A 15,273-nucleotide genomic window follows, 5' to 3' on the forward strand; every position below is an offset into this window, starting at 1 on the left:
TCCTATGCGTATGTGCCGTCGTGCTGTAACCGTCCTCGCACTCAGCCTGCCGCTTTCGGCGTGGGCTGCGGTTCCTGTAGTTGATGACAACGGGGGTGCCTATGCACCTTCCGGTTATGGCACGAGCGGCGCCTATGCCGGCGCAGGGGCATCGACCCCTGCCTCGGCACAGGGCCAGCTGTTCATGCAGCTGCAACAGATGCAGGATCAAATCTCCCGCCAGCAAGGCATCATCGAAGAGCTCCAAAACGATGTGTCGCGCATGAAGCAGGAAAACCTGGAGCGTTACCAGGACCTTGATCGCCGCATCAACAGTGCCGCCGCGCCTGGCGCGTCGTCTGACAATTCCTCAGCCGGTGGTGCAGCCAATGCCACTGCCGGTGCCGCAGCAGGTGCCGCTGGCGCTGCTGCACAACAACCGGCCGCCAGTAGCGAGCCGGGTGATCCGGCGAAAGAAAAGCTCTACTACGATGCCGCTTTCGACCTGATCAAGCAGAAAGACTTCGACAAGGCCAGCCAGGCATTCACTGCCTTCCTGCGCAAGTACCCTAATAGCCAGTATGCCGGTAATGCTCAATACTGGTTGGGCGAGGTGAACTTGGCCAAGGGTGACTTGCCCGCTGCCAGCCAGGCTTTTGCCCAGGTCAGCCAGAAATATCCGAAGCACAGCAAGGTGCCGGATTCGCTCTACAAGCTGGCTGATGTCGAGCGCCGCATGGGCCATACCGACAAGGTCAAGGGCATTTTGCAGCAAGTCATCACCCAGTATCCTGGCACCTCCGCAGCGCAACTCGCGCAGCGTGATCTGCAGAAGCTTTAAGCTGCACGCGTACGAAAAACCCGCGCCAGTCGCGGGTTTTTTCGTTACAATCGCTGCCCTTTTACAAATACGCTGTAGCGGATAACGCCATGTCGAGTCCGCGACAGTGCCTGACGGAGGCGGACAGCCTGTTTAGCTGTCACGCCCGTGGCGAGCATGCAAGACACATTACGCATCACCGAAGTCTTTTACTCTTTGCAGGGTGAAACACGAACGGCTGGGCTGCCCACGGTTTTCGTGCGCCTGACCGGTTGCCCCCTGCGCTGCCAATACTGCGACAGTGCCTACGCCTTTACCGGCGGCACCCTGCGTACCCTGGATTCACTGCTTGAGCAGGTGGCCGGCTTCAAGCCGCGTTATGTCTGCGTGACGGGCGGCGAGCCGTTGGCCCAGCCCAACGCGGTGCCGCTGTTGCAGCGCCTGTGCGATGCCGGCTACGAAGTGTCGCTGGAAACCAGCGGGGCGCTCGACATTTCCACCACCGACCCGCGCGTCAGTCGCGTGCTGGACCTCAAAACCCCAGGCTCGGAAGAATCGCACCGTAACCGCTATGAGAACATCGAGCTGCTGACCCGTAACGATCAGGTCAAGTTCGTCATTTGTTCCCGTGAAGACTACGACTGGGCGGTGTCCAAATTGATCCAGTACAACCTGGCCGAGCGGGCTGGTGAAGTTCTGTTCTCGCCCAGCCATCACCAGTTAAATGCCAGCGACCTGGCCGACTGGATCGTTGCCGACAACCTGCCCGTACGCTTTCAGATGCAGCTGCACAAGCTGCTGTGGAACGACGAACCTGGACGCTGAGGAGCACACAACATGACTGATAAACGTGCGGTAATTCTGCTTTCTGGCGGGCTCGACTCCGCGACCGTGGTGGCGATGGCCAAGGCCGAAGGCTACAGCTGCTACACCATGAGTTTCGACTACGGCCAGCGCCACCGCGCCGAGCTGAACGCAGCGGCACGCGTTGCCCGCGATCTGGGCGTGGTCGAGCACAAGGTCATTGGCCTGAACCTCGACGGTATTGGCGGCTCGGCGTTGACCGACACCAGCATCGATGTACCGGAAACCCCCGGTGAGGGCATTCCCGTCACCTACGTGCCGGCCCGTAACACGGTATTCCTGGCGCTGGCCCTGGGCTGGGCCGAGGTGATTGAGGCCCGTGACATTTTCATTGGCGTCAATGCCGTGGATTACTCCGGTTACCCGGATTGCCGCCCCGAGTTCGTCGAAGCGTTCGAGCGCATGGCCAATCTCGCGACCAAGGCGGGCGTAGAAGGACAGGGCTTTCGCATTCAGGCGCCATTGCAGAGCATGAGCAAGGCGCAGATCGTTCAAGCGGGCATGTCCCGGGGCGTTGACTACAGCCTGACCGTTTCGTGCTACCAGGCCGACGATGACGGTCGCGCCTGCGGTAAATGCGACAGCTGCCGCCTGCGTGCTGACGGTTTCAACGCGGCTGGCGTTGCCGACCCGACCCGTTACGCTTGAAAAAAACCTGATGGAGTGTTGATTTCTCGTTAGAAATCAGTATTATACGCGCCATCTAACGGGTCGTTAGCTCAGTTGGTAGAGCAGTTGGCTTTTAACCAATTGGTCGTAGGTTCGAATCCTACACGACCCACCATACCTTCAAGCGGTTGCCAGCTCAGCGCAGGCAGTCGCTCAACGAAAAAGCCCGCCTTAGCGGGCTTTTTCGTGTCTGCTGAAACAGCTGCCCGGCTAAAGCGCTTGGCGCGTCTCGCGCATCCGGCTGGCTGCACGCTTGTGCACTTTGAGCTGCGGATACACCGCTTGAGGTGCGTGCTGATGGCTTTCGATGAGTTGCACAAAGGCTTCAGGCTGGTCGAGCGGCAGGCTTCTCAGGAAATCGCAGTCAAGGTTCCACCATTGGCTGTCCAGCAGGCGCTGGATGATCTCGGCGCTGTGGCGGTACCTGATGATCTTCGCCGGGTTTCCGCCGACGATCGCATAAGGCGGTACATCCCGCGTCACCAGCGCCCGCGTGGCGATAATGGCGCCTGTGCCCACGGTCACGCCTTCGAGCACGGTCGCCCCATGACCCATCCACACATCGTGGCCGACGCTGGCCCAGCTGACCGGTGGTGTGTAGGACAAAGGTCCATTTTCGTACTGAAAGGGGTGCGTGCTGACCCAGCTGGTGGGATGCGTGTGTTTTTCCTGGCCCACCGTGCAGTCCGAGCCAATCGAGCAGAAGCGCCCAATCTTGGCGACCACCGAGAGTGTCGCCCCGCTTCTGATGTAGGTATGTGCACCAATGGAAAGAGAGGGCGACTCGATCCGAATGTGCCCAAGGCTGACGCCCTGTTCGACCGTGACGCTGGCTCGGGAGCTGAAGGTTTCACGCCCGCCCGCTGCCTTGCCGCCCAATTGGCGAAAAGCGTTCTTGAACTGCCTTTCCTTGAATACTGTGAACATGTGGTTGTCCATCTCCCGAATACCGGCGCTATGTTAGCAGGCCTGCTGGCTGGCTATTCGGCCCATTCGGGGTCGCCAGTGAATACGACGGTGATCCAGCGGTCCGGCCCTTCGCCGCCGACGGCCTCACCAATTTCATTGCGCCACGCGTCCCATTGTTCGATGGTTTTGGCCGGCATGTGCTTGGGCACGATGAAGTACAGCTCGATCTCGCGGGAGCGCCCGACCTTGGCCACATACGCCCGGTATGACTGCAGGCCGTGCTTGGTCACGAAGGCCTGGGCGACGGCATCTACGTGCAGCTTCAAATCGCCGGGTGTGACCAGGAAGATCTCGCCTAGCGCTTGGCGTACGACCGATAGCGGCAGGGGGATGATGACCAGGCATACCAGTGCGAGCACAGTCGGGTCGATGTACGGCGACAGCCATTGCCATTGTGTGCCCTGCACGGCGAAGCCGAAGCCGAAGGCGATGAGCAATGCGGCGGTGATGCTGGCCGACATCACCCAGCCTTTGACATCCATGCGCACGAAATCCGAATTCAACGTGCGATTGGCCCGCGCCTCGACTACCGCAATGGTGGCGCAGGCGATCACCGTGAGCACGGCGTAGACCATGGCGATACCGAACTCCAGGTGCCGGCCGCCCTCCAGTACGCTGCTCACCGCATTGATCAGCGCATAGACCGCCACGCCGCTCAGTAGAATCCCGTTCAGGGCCAGTACCATCGGTTCCAGATGCCAGAAACCCATGGTGAAGCGCTCTCGCAGCTTGCGCGAGAGCTGCAGGCTGGTGGCATGCGAGGTGATCAGCTTGACCACCACCAGCGACAGGCCACTCATGCTGGCGTCAACCAGCGAGTACACGCCATCGAATACGATGGAGAACGAGCCTGAGGCCAAGCCGAACGCGATGCCGATGACGGCGATGAACAAGGTGACGGCGATCGAAGTGCGCAACAGGCCCTGTTCGCTGGTGAGGTCGAAGAACGATGGGGTGTGCTGGGATTTCATGGAATGAACTCAGTCGAAGCAAGATAACTGTCTGCAGGCTTGCGCGGCTACACGCGAAATTGCGCCATCAACGCCTGCTGCTGGTTGGCCAGGTTGTTCAGCGCCTGGCTGATGCGCGCCGACTCCTCGGCTTGGCCGGAAAGCGATTCGGTGACATCGCGTATGCCCGCCACGTTACGGTTGACCTCTTCGGCGACGGCACTTTGCTCCTCGGCGGCCGAGGCGATCTGCAGGTTCATGTCGCTGATCACGGCAACCGCTTGGCCGATCCGCTCCAGCGCCGGCAATGCCTGCTCCATGCGCGTCGCGCTGGACTGCGCCTGGCGCTGACCTTCATGCATGGCGCCGACCACATCCTGGGTACCTTGTTGCAAACCCTCGATGACCTGGCGGATCTCTTCCACCGAGACCTGGGTCCGCTGCGCCAGGCTGCGTACTTCGTCGGCAACCACGGCGAAGCCACGCCCGGCTTCGCCAGCACGCGCCGCTTCGATCGCGGCATTGAGGGCCAGCAGGTTGGTCTGCTCGGCGATAGCGCGGATCACCTCCAGTACCGAGCCGATCTGCTCGCTGCGTTGTTCCAGGGCACGGGCCTCGTCCATCGCCGTGTCCATGCCGGCGGCCAACTGGTCGATGCTCTGGCGCGTGGTGGCGATCAGTTGCAGGCCTTCCTGGCTGGCCTGATCGGCGCCGCGCGCCGCGTGCGCGGCCTTGGCAGCATTGTGGGCGACATCCTGGGCGGTTGCGCTCATTTCGTTGGCAGCGGTGGCGACCTGCTCGATTTCGCGCTGCTGCTGGTGCATGCCGGCGCTGGTCTGGCTGGCGATCAACGCCGATTGGTCGGCCGTGCCACGCGCATCGAGCACGCAGTCCTTGACCTGGGCGATCACCGGTTGCAGCTTGTCGAGGAAGCGATTGAACCAGCCAGTCAGTTGGCCGAGTTCATCTTCGCGGGCGTAATCCAGGCGGCGAGTCAGGTCGCCTTCGCCGCTGGCGATGTCCTTCAGGCGAGCCGCCACGGCGAGGATCGGGCGAGTGACGCCACGCGCGGTCAGCCACACCAGCAACAGGCCAAGCACGGCCGCCGCAATACCGATCAGCAAGCCGGTGAGGTTGGCGCGCTGGCTGTGGGCGTCGAGGCGTTGATTGAGGGCTAATGCAGGAGCTTGCAGCACGGCCTCTGGCAGCTCCAGCTGCACCTGCCAGGGCGCGGCATCGGGGATGGGGCTGAAGGGGCGTGAGACCCTGAGCATGCCTTCGGCGACCTGTGCGTCCAGCGGCTGACCCAGCTTGCTCGGGTCGCGGCTGTGCCCGGCGAGCAGGCCGGCGGCGCTGACGATGCTGACCTGGCCCTGGCCGTCAAACAGCTCCTGGCGGCTGTCGAGGCTCAGCTGCTGCAGGTTGTCGAGCCCGATATCCAACCCGATCACGCCGATCACCTTGCCGTCTTGCAACAGCGGCAAGGCGATGCTGGTCATCAACACCTGATGCCCGTTGACGTCATCCAGGTAAGGCTCCAGCACACAGGCCTTGGCGGTTTGCTGCGGGCAGGTGAGCCAGCGGTTCTTGGCCAGGCCGTTGCTGCCGGGGGTCGCGTCGCCGAGCATCGACTCGGGCATCGCCTCCAACTCCAGGGTGCCGGGAGTCGATTGCGACCAGTACAGCGAAAACCGCCCACTGTCGTTGCTCGCCTTGGCTTGCTGGCCAATGAACTGCTGGTCCTGCTGGTCCAGGGCATCAGGCTCGAACACCAGGTACAAGCCGATCACGTTCGGGTTGCCAGCCAGGCTCGCGCGTGCCTGACGAGTCAGTTCGTCGCGCACATCGCTGCCGCCCCTGGCCTTGAGCACCTGCACCAGACGAGCGAAGCCGTTGCCGTATTGGTAGGCATCCATGAAATAGCGCTGGATGCGCAAGGTCTGGGTTTCGGCCTGGGCTTGCAGGCGTAGGCGGGCGCTGTGGTCGAGCATCTCGCTGCTGGCCTGGCTGACCAGCACGGCGCTGCGACGCGCCTGGGTCAATGAGGTGACGACCAACAACGCGACAATGGCCAGCAGGCACAGTCCGGCAAGCAGGGTGATCTTCCATTGGATGGAAAGGCGGCGCAGCGGCATCTGGAATTTCCTTTCAAGCAAGACAACGCCCGCGTTCAAGCGCGGGCGTTATCGATGGCCAGTGTCATTCAGCAATATAGTTCGGTGGCGCGACGCGGAACGCCTTGGTCAGCCAGACCAGGTGCAGCAACCCCAGCAATGCCCAGATGCCGCCGAAGATCAGCGAGTGTTCATTAAGGTCGAGCCAGAGCTTGGCGATGATGCAGAAGCCGATGGTCGGCAACACCAGGTACTTCACCTTGTTCGCCAGCCCCTGGCGCTTGCCTTCGCGCATGTAGCAGTGGCTGATCACCGACAGGTTGACGAAGCTGAACGCCACCAAGGCACCAAAGTTGATGATCGAGGTGGCGGTGACCAGGTCGAAGAAGATCGCCGATAGGGCGATCACGCCGACCACGGCGATGTTCACCACCGGCGTCTTGTAGCGTGCGTGCAGGCGGGCGAACACGCCACTGGGGATGACATTGTCGCGGCCCATCACATACAGCAGACGCGACACGCTGGTTTGCGACGCCAGGCCCGAAGCGATGGTGTTGATTACCGTACAGGCGATGAAGATCGACTGGAACAACTTGCCGCCGACATACAGCGCGATTTCCGGCAGCGCCGCTTCCGGATCATGAAAGCGTGCATTGCTGGGGAAGTACGCCTGCATGAAGTACGACACCAGGATGAACACCACGCCGCCAATCAGCGCGGTGAGGAAGATCGCTCGCGGAATGGTCTTGCCAGGGTCCTTGGTTTCTTCCGACAGGCAAGTGACCGCGTCGAACCCCAGGAACGAGAAGCACAGAATCGTCGCGCCGGCAGCCAGCGCGCCAAGCTGCGTGTGCTCATCGCCGAATGGCGTCAGGCTCCACGTGGTGCCCAGCCCCTCGCCATGGCCCAGGCCGCGCACGCACAGGTAAATGAATACCGACATGATCGCCAATTGCACCAGCACGAACAGCAGGTTGAAGTGGGCGACCAAGTTGATGCTGCGCATGTTGATCAGGCTGATCAGGCCAACGAAACTGGCCACCCAGACCCATGCCGGCACCTCAGGAAACATTGCCGACAGGTACAGCTTGGCCAGCAAGGCGTTGACCATCGGCAGCAACAGGTAGTCGAGCAGTGACGACCAGCCCACCAGAAAGCCGACATGCGGGTTGATGGCCCGTTGCGTGTAGGTATAGGCCGAGCCGGACTGCGGGAAGCGGCGCACCAGGGTGCCGTAGCTCACCGCCGTGAACAACACGCCGGCCAGGGCCAGCAGGTAGGCGCTAGGCACATGCCCGGAGGTGATGCCAGAGACGATGCCGAAGGTGTCGAACACGGTCATGGGCGTGAGATACGCCAGGCCGATGATCACCACATGCCAGAGGCGCAGGGATTTGCGGAATTGGCCGCTGCCGGGGGCGTTCGAGTCAGGCTGCATGCAAGTGTGGCTCCATGTTGTTCACCGTTGTTGTTAGGAGCGATAGAAGGCGCGTATCAGGCGCCGGCTTCAGGCTGGCAGTGCCTTGGTGAGGAGAGTGAAGCGTGCAGGCAGGGGCATCCGAGCATCATGACGGCGCGACTTTTCTTCTTCGTGGATCGGGCGCTGAGCGAGGTGATGAAAATAAAAAACGATGCATAGGAAGGTGTCAAGTTAAACATGACAAGATGTGTCTGATTGGAAACATTTATCGATTCCGCAAGGCACTTACTCGACCGGGACAGGGGCTTCAGCTGTATTGAGTCGACATAAATGTCCGTAAAAATTAACGACAGAAATGCAGTGGGGTTGTGTAGGACGGTTCCCAAATCTCTGTGCTCGCCTGCGGCGGCCATCACCTCGCCAGGCGTGCGGTGATATTCTTCCCAGCCACGCGCGGCGCCCGCCGCCACCCCGCCCATATGGACATCGTTCGGTTCTATTCATGAAGAAATCAGTAAGCATCCTCGGCGGCTTGGCCGTCGCCATCGCCGTTGCCACCACCGCTGGCGCCTGGTACATCGGCGAACAACTGCCTGCCCAGCTGGACGACGCCATCGGTGCCAGCAATCAGCAGCTGAAAAAAGCGGTCGACAGCTACGGCGGCAGCATGACAGTGGAGCTGGTATCGCTCGACCGGCACTTCTTCAGCAGCACAGCGCGTTATCGGCTCAAGGCCCGGGACATCAACCTTGGATCCGACGAGCTGCTGAGCTTCGACCTTGGCGTGACCGATCATATCGAGCATGGTCCGTTTCCCTGGTCGCGGGTCAAGGCCTTGAAATTGATGCCGGTGTTAGCTGCCAGTAACAGCGCGCTGGACAAGGATTCGGTCACGGCGCCGTGGTTCGCCGCAGCCGCAGAGCAAGCGCCGATCCGTGCGCACACTAGCCTGGGCTTGACCGGCAACGTCGACAGCTTGATCAGTGTCGCGCCGCTTAAGTACACCCAGGACGACGGCAGCCGCTTCGATTTTTCCGGCATGACCCTGGAGGTCAGTGGTGACGAAGGCGGCAAGCATTCGGCATTCCATGGCAGCGCCGATCGCTTCGAGATGAAGCTGGTCGAGACCGATCAGCCTCCTTTGGGCATCGAGCTGTCTGGCCTGAAGATTGGCGGCAACCTTGCCCAGAGCAAGCATGAGGCTGTTTACGTCGGCAATGTCGATCTGCTCCTGGCCGAAGTCAAGGCGACCCTGGGGCCGCGCCAGCAAGTGCTGCTACTCAAAGGAGTCGAGCAGAGCACCTTGCAGACCCTCGACGGAGCCGACACGGTCGGTGCCCGTGCAGACTACCGGGTCGCCGATATCACTTGGGATGGGCGGGCAGTGGGCAGCGCGCAGATGGGTGTCAGCGTGAAATCCCTCGACGCGTCGGCGCTGCAGTGGCTGTCGCAGTGGTACCAGGCGCATCTGCCTGAGTTCGAGGCGGCCCAGGCTGAAGGCCAGCCGGTGCCGCAGATTCAGATGGACGCGGCGGAGAAAGCCAGATTCCAGCAGGCGCTGCAGCAGTTGCTGGCGGCCAAGCCCAAGCTTGCCATCGAGAATCTGGCACTGCGTACCGCCAACGGCGAGAGCCGCTTCGACCTGTCGATGGATTTCACTGCCCCGACTTCCTTTGACCTGCCGGCCGATCAACTGAGCCAGCAGGTGATCAGCCAGGTGAAGAGCAAGCTGTCGCTGTCCAAGCCGATGATTGGCGATCTGGCGACGCTGCAAGCCTTGCTCGAAGGACAGACCGATGCCCAGGCGATTGCCTCGCAATCGGGCCAGGCTGGTGAGATGGTCGGCCTGATGGCCGTGCAAAGCGGCTTGGCCACCGTGCAAGGCAACGACGTGGTGTCGAGCTTGCACTATGCCAATGGCATGGTCGATTTCAACGGCAAACAAATGACTGTGGAGCAGTTTGCGCTGTTTTTGGGCATGCAGTTCGCCGCGTTGCAGCCGCAGGGTTGAGCGGCTGATAGGCATGCGCCTGTTCGCCACTCAAGCTGATGGCGAACAGGCCGCTCAGCCAGCGCAAAAAGCGCTTTTGAATTGCCGGGATTGTCTGTAGCCTTCGCCATCCGATAATAATCCGCGCCCGCAGAGGCCGTGGCGGCTTGCCGTCCGGCACCCTTAGCCGATCTGTCAGGGCCGGGTGATACACTCGATTCGATGCGCGTGCGCGCCTGCAGGTCCAGCGATCATGACCCAGATTTCCGAACGCCTGTTGGTTCAGGCCCACCTCGATGCCATTCAGCCCAACCCGCTGTCCGCCGAGCAGGAGGCTGAATACCGTGCGGCCATCGCTGCCGAGCTCAAAGCCCAGAATGCGGTGCTGGTGGCGCATTATTACTGCGACCCGGTGATCCAGGCGCTGGCTGAAGAAACCGGCGGGTGCGTGTCCGATTCGCTGGAAATGGCGCGCTTCGGCAAGAACCACCCAGCCGAGACGGTGATCGTCGCCGGTGTGCGCTTCATGGGCGAAACCGCGAAGATTCTCACCCCACACAAGCGCGTGCTGATGCCGACCCTCGAGGCAACCTGCTCGCTCGACCTGGGCTGCCCGGTCGAAGCGTTCTCGGCGTTCTGCGACCAGCATCCGGAACGCACCGTGGTGGTATACGCCAACACCTCGGCGGCGGTGAAGGCGCGCGCCGACTGGGTAGTGACCTCAAGCTGCGCACTGGAAATCGTCGAAAGCCTGATGGACAACGGCGAGACCATCATCTGGGGGCCGGATCAGCACCTGGGTCGCTACATCCAGAAGCAGACCGGCGCCGACATGCTGCTGTGGGATGGCGCCTGCATCGTCCATGAGGAGTTCAAGTCGCGCCAATTGGCCGACATGAAGGCCCTGTACCCGGACGCTGCGATCCTGGTGCACCCTGAATCGCCTGAAGCGGTGATCGCGCTGGCCGACGCGGTGGGCTCCACCAGTCAGCTGATCAAGGCTGCGCAAACCTTGCCGAACAAGACCTTCATCGTCGCCACCGACCGCGGCATCTTCTACAAGATGCAGCAGTTGTGCCCTGACAAGGAATTCGTCGAAGCACCCACGGCCGGTAATGGCGCTGCCTGCCGCAGTTGCGCCCACTGCCCGTGGATGGCGATGAACACCCTGGAGCGGGTGCTCGATTGCCTGCGCAGCGGCAGCAACGAGATCTTCGTCGACCCGGCGCTGGTGCCCAAGGCGCTCAAGCCGTTGAACCGCATGTTGGACTTCACCCAGGCTGCGCGCCTGAAGCTGTCCGGTAACGCTTGAACTGAGCGGGGCCGCAACAGCGGCCCCAGCAGCATCAGCGCCCCATCATGTCCTGCACCATGCGCTTCTGCTCCATGATCTCGCGCTGGCGTTGGTCGATCTGCGAGGCCAGCGGGAAGTTGCTGCCGGCTCGGCGCTTGGCGTAGTCAAGCTGCTGGATCGCCTGATCGAAATCCCCCACCAAGGTGAAGTACTCTGCCCGTGCCCGGTGCAGGCCGATGGTATTGCCTGAGAGGCCACGCACTTCAGCCATGTCATACCAGACGTCCGGATCATCGGGACGGCTCTTGAGCAAGTCGTTTAGGACCTTTTCCGCTTCGGCCGGCTTGTTCTGCTTGACCAGCAGATCGGCGCGCACCTGTTTCAGCGGGTAGTTGCCCGGATACAGCCCCTGCATGCGCTCGGCGCGCTGTTGCGCATCGGCCAGGCGGTTGTTGGTGATGTCCAGGTCGATCTGCGCCAGGTTGTAGGTGATGTCGTTCGGCGCTTTGGCCAGCAGCGGCTTGAGGTTCTCCCGTGCGTCGTTGAGCTGCCCGCCCTTGATCTGCGCCAGGGCCAGGCCATAGCGTGCGGCATCGAGCTTGGGGTCTTCGTCAAGCTGGGCGCGAAAGCGCTTGGCGGCGAGGCCCGGCGTGCCTTCGTAGGTGAGGGCGACACGGGCGCGGATCAGCTGATAACGCTGGCTGTCCTCGACCCCGCCCTTGGGTGCTTGCTCGGCACGGTTGCGGGTATCGGCGATGCGCGATTCGGTCACCGGGTGCGTCAGCAGAAATTCCGGTGGCTTGGCGTCGAAGCGGTACTGGCGCGCCAGCCGCTCGAACATGGTCGGCATGTTGCGCGGGTCGTATCCAGCCTTTTCCAGGTTCTGGATGCCCACACGGTCGGCTTCCTGTTCGTTCTGCCGGGAAAAGCGGCGCTGTTCCTGGATCGCTGCCGCCTGGGTGCCGGCGATCATGCCGATGCCCGCATCGCCAGCTCCGCCTGCGGCCAGCACGATACCGGCCAGCAGCGCCGCCATCATCGGCAGTTGCATGCGTTGCTGGGCTTCGATCCCGCGGGCGAAGTGGCGTTGCGACAAGTGCGCCAGTTCGTGCGCCAGTACCGAGGCATACTCGCCTTCGGTCTGGGCATTGAGGAACAGTCCGCCGTTGACCCCGACGATGCCGCCGGGTGCGGCGAAGGCATTGAGTTCACGGCTGTCGATGAGGATGAATTCAAGACGCCGGTCCTGCAGCTGGCTGGTTTCGGCCAGGCGGTACACCGTGGTCTCGACGTAATCCTTGAGTTGCGGGTCGTTGAGCTGATTGACCTGGCCACGCAGCAGGCTCAGCCAGGCGCGGCCAAGCTGGTGTTCCTGCTGGGGCGAGACGATCGCGGAGCTGGCATCGCCCAGTGACGGCAGGTCGTCGGCGTGGCTGGGCAGGGCCATCAGGCAGGCCAGCGTCAGCAGAGTAGGGCGCAGTAGATTCATGCACAGGCTCACGTCGGTCAAAAAGGCTTACTGTAGCCGGGTCGCGCGATGCCGACCAGTGGCGGTATGCTAGCGGGCTTTTCCCAGACTTTTCGCCTCGCCCGGAGATGCGCCTGATGAGTGACACCCTGACCTGCGACGCCGAACTCGATGCCAAAGGGCTGAACTGCCCGCTGCCGCTGCTCAAGGCCAAGATGGAACTCAACCGCCTGGCCAGCGGCGCGGTCCTGAAGATCGTCGCCACCGACGCAGGTTCGCAACGCGACTTCCGCACGTTCGCCCAGCTGGCAGGTCACACGCTGCTGCACGAGACGGCCGAGGCCGGCACCTATACCTACTGGCTGCGCAAAGCCTGAGTCTGTCCAAGGATCGTCAATGTTCAAAGTGCTTCGCGACTGGATGCAACGCTACTTCTCCGATGAGCAGGCGGTGGTGCTGGCGGTCTTGCTGTTCCTGGCCTTCACGGTCGTGCTTACCCTCGGTGGCATGCTTGCACCGGTGCTCGCGGGCATGGTCCTGGCGTTCCTGATGCAAGGGCTGGTCAATGCGTTGGAGCGCCTGCGGGTACCGACCCGCTTGGCAGTGTTCGTGGTGTTCGCCTTGTTCATGGGGGCACTGGCAGTGTTTCTGCTGGTGCTGGTGCCGCTGCTGTGGCACCAGCTCATCACCCTGTTCAACGAGCTGCCAGGCATGCTCGGCAAGTGGCAGTCGCTGTTGCTGCTGTTGCCCGAGCGCTACCCACACCTGGTGTCGGACGAGCAGGTGCTGCATGCGATCGAATCGGTGCGGGGCGAGATCGGCAAGTTCGGCCAATGGGCGCTGACGTTCTCGCTGTCGAGCCTGCCGCTGCTGGTCAACGCCATGATCTACCTGGTGCTGGTGCCGATCCTGGTGTTCTTCTTTCTCAAGGACCGCGAGTTGATCGGCCGCTGGGTCAGCGGCTACTTGCCGCGCCAACGTACCTTGCTCAATCGGGTGGGCAACGAGATGAACCGGCAGATCGCCAATTACATACGCGGCAAGGGCATCGAGATTCTGATCTGCGGCATCGCGACCTACATCGCCTTCATCACCTTGGGCCTCAACTACGCTGCGTTGCTGGCATTGCTGGTCGGCTTGTCGGTGGTGGTGCCTTATGTCGGCGCTGTGGTGGTGACCGTACCGGTGACACTGATCGCGCTGTTCCAGTGGGGCTGGGGCGATCAGTTCATTTACCTGATGACCGTGTATGCAATCATTCAGGCGCTCGACGGCAACGTGCTGGTCCCGCTGCTGTTCTCCGAAGCGGTGAGCCTGCACCCGGTGGCGATCATCTGCGCGGTTCTGCTATTCGGCGGCCTGTGGGGCTTTTGGGGCATCTTTTTCGCCATTCCGCTGGCGACCCTGATCAAGGCCGTACTGGACGCCTGGCCGCGCCAGGAGCCCAGCGTCTCGCCGCTGCTTTAGCGTGATCAAGGCCGCTCTGGGGGCAAGCTCAAGCCTTGTTGAGGCTTTGCGCAGCCGCCAGCACGGCATCCACATGCCCCGGCACTTTCACTCCACGCCATTCCTGACGCAGTACACCGTCCTTGTCGATCAGGAAGGTGCTGCGGTCAACGCCCAGGTACTCCTTGCCGTACAGCTTCTTCAACTTGATTACATCGAACAGTTGGCACAAGGCTTCGTCCTTGTCGCTGATCAACTCGAAAGTGAAGCCCTGCTTGGCCTTGAAGTTCTCGTGCGACTTGATGCCGTCGCGCGAAATGCCGAAGACCACGGTATTGGCAGCGGCGAAAGCTGGCTGCTGGTCGCGAAAGCCCTGGCCTTGGGTGGTGCAACCCGGGGTGCTGTCCTTGGGGTAGAAGTACAGCACCACTTGCTGGCCCTTGAGCGCGCTCAGGCTGACGGTCTGGCCGTTGGTGGCCTGGGCCTGGAAGTCGGCGACCGGTTGGTCGATTGCTACAGCCATGGTCGGCTCCTTATACGGGATTCTGCGGGCGCCACGGTTCGATCAGGGCGTCGAGGTTCAACGCGTCGGCGAAGTCCAGGAACTGGTCACGCAGCCAGCTGATCTGGGTGCCGGCCGGCAGGATGACGGTGAATTGAGCATTGAGCATGCTGCTGCCGGTTTGCGGCGCCAGGTAGGTGTCGCAGGTCATGGCGTCGAGTTCGACGCGGTGGTCGAGGAAGAACTGGCACAGCTCGCTGATGATGTCCGGGCGGTAGGCGGCGCTGACGTAGGCCACGTAGGGCAGGGCCTGGGGGCGGACTTCCTGGTCGGCGCTGCGCACCACATCGAGGGTCAGGCCATGCTTCTTGCCCAGGCCAGGCAGGGTGGCTTCGAGGCGCGCCAGGGCGTCCCAGCTGCCACCGACCTGCAGCACCAGGGCGCTGGTCTCGCCGTGGCGGCTCAGGCGCGAGGTGACCACGGCGCAGCGGTTTTCGAAAGCAGCGCGGCTGAGCACGTTGGCCAGCTCCATCGGGTTTGGACCCAGGGCGCTGATGACAAGGAATTGTTCGCGGACGGTGGGGGTGGACATGCAGCATTCCTAAAGCGATGAGCGGTCGGTGCAGGACAGGCGAAAGCCTCCTGTCGGCAGGGCCCTGGGCTCGCATGCGAGGACGTGGACGCTGGCCGTGGAGCAGGGTCGGCGGCCCGGCGGGCCGTGCTGCACCGATCAAAGGATCAAGGGTAGCGAAATAAGCCGCCGAGGGGAATGCTCCGCCCGCCTGCTT

Annotated in this window: 15 protein-coding genes, 1 tRNA gene and 1 pseudogene; 8 read left to right on the forward strand and 9 right to left on the reverse strand. The window is 62.3% G+C overall.

The window, feature by feature from the left end:
- Positions 1-4: 4 nt before the first annotated feature.
- The 4 genes from ybgF to FS665_RS08020 all read left to right on the forward strand — a co-directional run bounded on the left by ybgF (position 5) and on the right by FS665_RS08020 (position 2,447).
- Positions 5-820, forward strand: coding sequence for a tol-pal system protein YbgF (gene ybgF / locus FS665_RS08005; RefSeq protein ID WP_145185960.1), 816 nt, complete (start codon positions 5-7; stop codon positions 818-820).
- A 156-nt stretch (positions 821-976) separates the two neighbouring features.
- A complete protein-coding gene (gene queE, locus FS665_RS08010; protein ID WP_145185963.1) occupies positions 977-1,624 on the forward strand; it encodes a 7-carboxy-7-deazaguanine synthase QueE in 648 nt (215 codons plus the stop codon).
- Positions 1,625-1,636: 12 nt separating this feature from the next.
- Complete coding sequence (gene queC / locus FS665_RS08015) at positions 1,637-2,311, forward strand: 7-cyano-7-deazaguanine synthase QueC (protein WP_145185966.1); 675 nt, start codon at positions 1,637-1,639, stop codon at positions 2,309-2,311.
- Between the two features lie 60 nt (positions 2,312-2,371).
- Positions 2,372-2,447 (forward strand) — tRNA-Lys (locus tag FS665_RS08020).
- A 95-nt stretch (positions 2,448-2,542) separates the two neighbouring features.
- Here FS665_RS08020 and FS665_RS08025 read toward each other — a convergent pair.
- From FS665_RS08025 to FS665_RS08045, 6 genes and pseudogenes are all read right to left on the reverse strand, one after another.
- The gene (locus FS665_RS08025) at positions 2,543-3,259 is read right to left on the reverse strand and encodes a CatB-related O-acetyltransferase (protein WP_178108305.1); all 717 of its coding nucleotides are present in this window, start codon (positions 3,257-3,259) and stop codon (positions 2,543-2,545) included.
- A gap of 53 nt (positions 3,260-3,312) precedes the next feature.
- The gene (locus tag FS665_RS08030) at positions 3,313-4,272 is read right to left on the reverse strand and encodes a cation diffusion facilitator family transporter (protein WP_145185969.1); all 960 of its coding nucleotides are present in this window, start codon (positions 4,270-4,272) and stop codon (positions 3,313-3,315) included.
- A 47-nt stretch (positions 4,273-4,319) separates the two neighbouring features.
- Positions 4,320-5,075, reverse strand: a complete 756-nt coding sequence (locus tag FS665_RS23885) for a methyl-accepting chemotaxis protein (protein ID WP_371921244.1) — start codon at positions 5,073-5,075, stop codon at positions 4,320-4,322.
- 102 nt (positions 5,076-5,177) lie between these two features.
- Positions 5,178-6,386: pseudogene (locus FS665_RS23890) on the reverse strand (HAMP domain-containing protein); the annotation flags it as partial.
- A gap of 64 nt (positions 6,387-6,450) precedes the next feature.
- Positions 6,451-7,803 (reverse strand): APC family permease, encoded by a 1,353-nt coding sequence (locus tag FS665_RS08040; RefSeq protein ID WP_145185975.1) that lies wholly within the window; start codon positions 7,801-7,803, stop codon positions 6,451-6,453.
- 56 nt (positions 7,804-7,859) lie between these two features.
- Positions 7,860-8,264 (reverse strand): hypothetical protein, encoded by a 405-nt coding sequence (locus FS665_RS08045; protein ID WP_145185978.1) that lies wholly within the window; start codon positions 8,262-8,264, stop codon positions 7,860-7,862.
- A gap of 23 nt (positions 8,265-8,287) precedes the next feature.
- Here FS665_RS08045 and FS665_RS08050 point away from each other — a divergent pair, with 23 nt between their 5' ends.
- Positions 8,288-9,796, forward strand: a complete 1,509-nt coding sequence (locus FS665_RS08050) for a YdgA family protein (protein ID WP_145185981.1) — start codon at positions 8,288-8,290, stop codon at positions 9,794-9,796.
- A gap of 232 nt (positions 9,797-10,028) precedes the next feature.
- Entirely contained in the window at positions 10,029-11,087 is a 1,059-nt protein-coding gene (gene nadA, locus FS665_RS08055) for a quinolinate synthase NadA (RefSeq protein ID WP_145185984.1), read from the forward strand.
- Between the two features lie 34 nt (positions 11,088-11,121).
- Here nadA and FS665_RS08060 read toward each other — a convergent pair whose 3' ends face one another.
- Entirely contained in the window at positions 11,122-12,558 is a 1,437-nt protein-coding gene (locus tag FS665_RS08060; RefSeq protein WP_145185987.1) for a M48 family metalloprotease, read from the reverse strand.
- Between the two features lie 116 nt (positions 12,559-12,674).
- Between FS665_RS08060 and FS665_RS08065 the strand changes: the two genes are divergently transcribed.
- Positions 12,675-12,914: a sulfurtransferase TusA family protein gene (locus FS665_RS08065; protein ID WP_145185990.1), complete on the forward strand. Its 240-nt coding sequence runs from the start codon at positions 12,675-12,677 to the stop codon at positions 12,912-12,914.
- 19 nt (positions 12,915-12,933) lie between these two features.
- Positions 12,934-14,004, forward strand: coding sequence for an AI-2E family transporter (locus tag FS665_RS08070; RefSeq protein WP_145185993.1), 1,071 nt, complete (start codon positions 12,934-12,936; stop codon positions 14,002-14,004).
- Between the two features lie 28 nt (positions 14,005-14,032).
- Here the strand turns inward: FS665_RS08070 and FS665_RS08075 are convergent, their stop codons facing one another.
- A complete protein-coding gene (locus FS665_RS08075) occupies positions 14,033-14,506 on the reverse strand; it encodes a peroxiredoxin (protein ID WP_145185996.1) in 474 nt (157 codons plus the stop codon).
- Positions 14,507-14,516: 10 nt separating this feature from the next.
- On the reverse strand, positions 14,517-15,077 hold the full coding sequence (locus FS665_RS08080) for a glycine cleavage system protein R (protein WP_145185999.1): 561 nt from the start codon (positions 15,075-15,077) through the stop codon (positions 14,517-14,519).
- Positions 15,078-15,273: the final 196 nt, after the last annotated feature.

Source organism: Pseudomonas sp. URMO17WK12:I11 (genome assembly GCF_007677725.1).
Lineage (GTDB): Bacteria > Pseudomonadota > Gammaproteobacteria > Pseudomonadales > Pseudomonadaceae > Aquipseudomonas.

Bases quoted from the DNA above. Each gene is read 5' to 3' on its own strand.
- FS665_RS08080 (WP_145185999.1), bottom strand. From the start codon at position 15,077: ATGTCCACCCCCACCGTCCGCGAACAATTCCTTGTCATCAGCGCCCTG.
- FS665_RS23885 (WP_371921244.1), bottom strand. From the start codon at position 5,075: ATGCACCAGCAGCAGCGCGAAATCGAGCAGGTCGCCACCGCTGCCAAC.
- FS665_RS08050 (WP_145185981.1), top strand. From the start codon at position 8,288: ATGAAGAAATCAGTAAGCATCCTCGGCGGCTTGGCCGTCGCCATCGCC.
- FS665_RS08030 (WP_145185969.1), bottom strand. From the start codon at position 4,272: ATGAAATCCCAGCACACCCCATCGTTCTTCGACCTCACCAGCGAACAG.
- FS665_RS08045 (WP_145185978.1), bottom strand. From the start codon at position 8,264: ATGGGCGGGGTGGCGGCGGGCGCCGCGCGTGGCTGGGAAGAATATCAC.
- queE (WP_145185963.1), top strand. From the start codon at position 977: ATGCAAGACACATTACGCATCACCGAAGTCTTTTACTCTTTGCAGGGT.
- FS665_RS08040 (WP_145185975.1), bottom strand. From the start codon at position 7,803: ATGCAGCCTGACTCGAACGCCCCCGGCAGCGGCCAATTCCGCAAATCC.
- ybgF (WP_145185960.1), top strand. From the start codon at position 5: ATGCGTATGTGCCGTCGTGCTGTAACCGTCCTCGCACTCAGCCTGCCG.
- FS665_RS08025 (WP_178108305.1), bottom strand. From the start codon at position 3,259: ATGTTCACAGTATTCAAGGAAAGGCAGTTCAAGAACGCTTTTCGCCAA.
- nadA (WP_145185984.1), top strand. From the start codon at position 10,029: ATGACCCAGATTTCCGAACGCCTGTTGGTTCAGGCCCACCTCGATGCC.
- queC (WP_145185966.1), top strand. From the start codon at position 1,637: ATGACTGATAAACGTGCGGTAATTCTGCTTTCTGGCGGGCTCGACTCC.
- FS665_RS08070 (WP_145185993.1), top strand. From the start codon at position 12,934: ATGTTCAAAGTGCTTCGCGACTGGATGCAACGCTACTTCTCCGATGAG.
- FS665_RS08065 (WP_145185990.1), top strand. From the start codon at position 12,675: ATGAGTGACACCCTGACCTGCGACGCCGAACTCGATGCCAAAGGGCTG.
- FS665_RS08075 (WP_145185996.1), bottom strand. From the start codon at position 14,506: ATGGCTGTAGCAATCGACCAACCGGTCGCCGACTTCCAGGCCCAGGCC.
- FS665_RS08060 (WP_145185987.1), bottom strand. From the start codon at position 12,558: ATGAATCTACTGCGCCCTACTCTGCTGACGCTGGCCTGCCTGATGGCC.